The sequence below is a fragment of the Mycobacterium angelicum genome (assembly GCF_002086155.1).
Lineage (GTDB): Bacteria > Actinomycetota > Actinomycetes > Mycobacteriales > Mycobacteriaceae > Mycobacterium > Mycobacterium angelicum.
Window position 1 is genome coordinate 1 of sequence record NZ_MVHE01000171.1, and the last position, 2,068, is coordinate 2,068.

At 80.8% G+C, this 2,068-nt stretch carries 1 pseudogene; it reads right to left on the reverse strand.

The features are described from left to right. Positions 1 to 2,068: pseudogene (locus BST12_RS35170) on the reverse strand (PE family protein); the annotation flags it as partial.

Genomic DNA, 2,068 nt, shown 5'->3' on the forward strand with positions numbered 1-2,068 from the left:
GCTGCCGCCCTTCCCGCCGTTGCCGGAGGTGACCCCGCCGGCCCCGCCGGCTCCGCCGGCGCCGCCGATACCGCCCTTGCCGCCGGTGCCGCTGTCGCCGCCGGTGCCGCCGTTCGGGTTGGTCACCGTGCCCGCGGCGCCGTTGCCGCCCGTGCCGGGTGCCCCGCCGTTGCCGCCCAGTCCGCCGTTGCCGCCGGCCCCGCCGTCGCCGGCGCCCTGAGCCTTGCCGCCGGCGCCGGCGGCGCCACCGGCCCCGCCGACTCCGCCGTCGCCGCCCTTGCCGCCGGCGCCGGAGTTGACGCTGAAGTCGCCGGTCGCGCCGTTGCCGCCGGCCCCGCCGGTGGCGCCCTTGCCGCCGTCGCCGCCGATGCCGCCATTGCCGGAGATGGAGCCGCCCATGCCGCCGGCACCGCCCGTGCCGCCGGCTCCGCCGGCCTGACCGGTGCCGCCGCTGTCGCCGGGGTTGACGCCGCTGGTGCCGACACTGCCCGCGGCGCCGTTGCCGCCCAGCCCGCCGTTGCCGCCGTTGCCGATGTTGCCGCCGTTGCCGCCGGCGCCGCCGTTGCCGCCGGCGGTGCCCGCGACGGTGGCGTTGAAGCCGTCGCCGCCCTTGCCGCCGTTACCGGCCGGACCGGTTACCGAGGTGCCGTTGGCGCCGTTGGTGCCGGTGCCGCCGGTGCCCGCCAGGCCGCCGTTGCCCGCGGTCCCGGCGTTGCCGCCGTTGCCGCCGATGCCGCCGTTGGGGTTGCTGGCGGTGCCGGCCGCGCCGTTGCCGCCGTTGCCGGGTGTCCCGGCGTTGCCGCCCTTGCCGCCGCTGCCGCCGGCGCCGTTGGTGCCGGCGCTGCCGGTTCCGAGGACCGTGCCGGCGGTACCGCCGTTGCCGCCCTTGCCGCCGTCGCCGCCGTTGCCGCCGTTGCCGCCGTTCTGGGCGCCGTTGATGCCGGTGCCATAGGCGTTGCTGTTGGCGATGCCGTCGGCACCGGTCGTGCCGCTGCCGCCGTTGCCGCCATTGGCACCGTTGCCGCCGGTACCGCCGTTGCCGGCGTTGCCGGAGATCGAGCCGCCGTTGCCGCCGTTGCCGCCGGCGCCGCCGGCGCCGCCGAGTCCGCCGTTACCACCACCGGAGCCGGTGTCGGGGGTACCGGAACCGCCGGCGCCACCGGCGCCGCCGGCGCCGCCCGCCCCGCCATTGCCATTGGTGCCCCCGGCGCTGCCTGGGCCGCCGTTGCCGCCGTCGCCGCCCAGGCCGCCGGATCCGCCTGAGCGTCCGGTTTCGGCGGTGCCGACGGCGCCGGCGCCACCGGCCCCACCGGCGCCGCCAGTGCCGCCGGTGCCGTTGGTCCCGCCGCTGCCGCCGGTTCCGGCGGCGCCGGTGAAGCCGCCGAGGCCGCCTTTTCCGCCGTCGCCGCCGTTTCCGCCGCCGCTGCCGGTATCCGCGGTGCCGGAGCCACCGTCGCCGCCCGCGCCGCCGGCGCCGCCGTCGCCGCCGTTGCCGTTGGTGCCGCCGGCACCACTGTTGCCGCCGTTTCCGCCCTGGCCTCCGGACCCGGCGACGGTGCCGTTGGCGCCGGTGCCGGCCCCGCCGCTGAGCCCGGCCCCGCCGGTGCCGCCGGTGCCGCCGCGGCCGCCGTCGCCGTAACCGCCCGCCGATCCGCCGAACCCGCCGGTGCCGGCGGCCGCGCCTGCGCCGGCGTTGCCGCCGTTGCCGCCGTGGCCACCGAGGCCGGCGCCCTTGCCGGGGCCGATTTCGAGCTGGGCTGCGCCGGTGCCACCGGTGCCGCCGGCGCCGCCGTCGCCGCCGCTGCCACCGTTGCCGTTGAAGCCGAAGGCGCTCGCGTTGCCACCGGCCCCGGCGGCGCCGCCGTTGCCGCCGTCGCCGCCGCGGGGGGCCGGATTGTTGAAGCCGCCGGGCAAGCCGTCGCCGGCGGCTCCACCGGCGCCGCCCGTGCCGCCGTTACCGCCGATGCCGGCGTGGCCGAACGGCCCGGCGCTGCCGCCGACTCCGCCGTGCCCGCCGGCTCCACCGGTGCCGCCTTGCTGGCCGGCCACGCCCTGTCCGCCGGCGGCC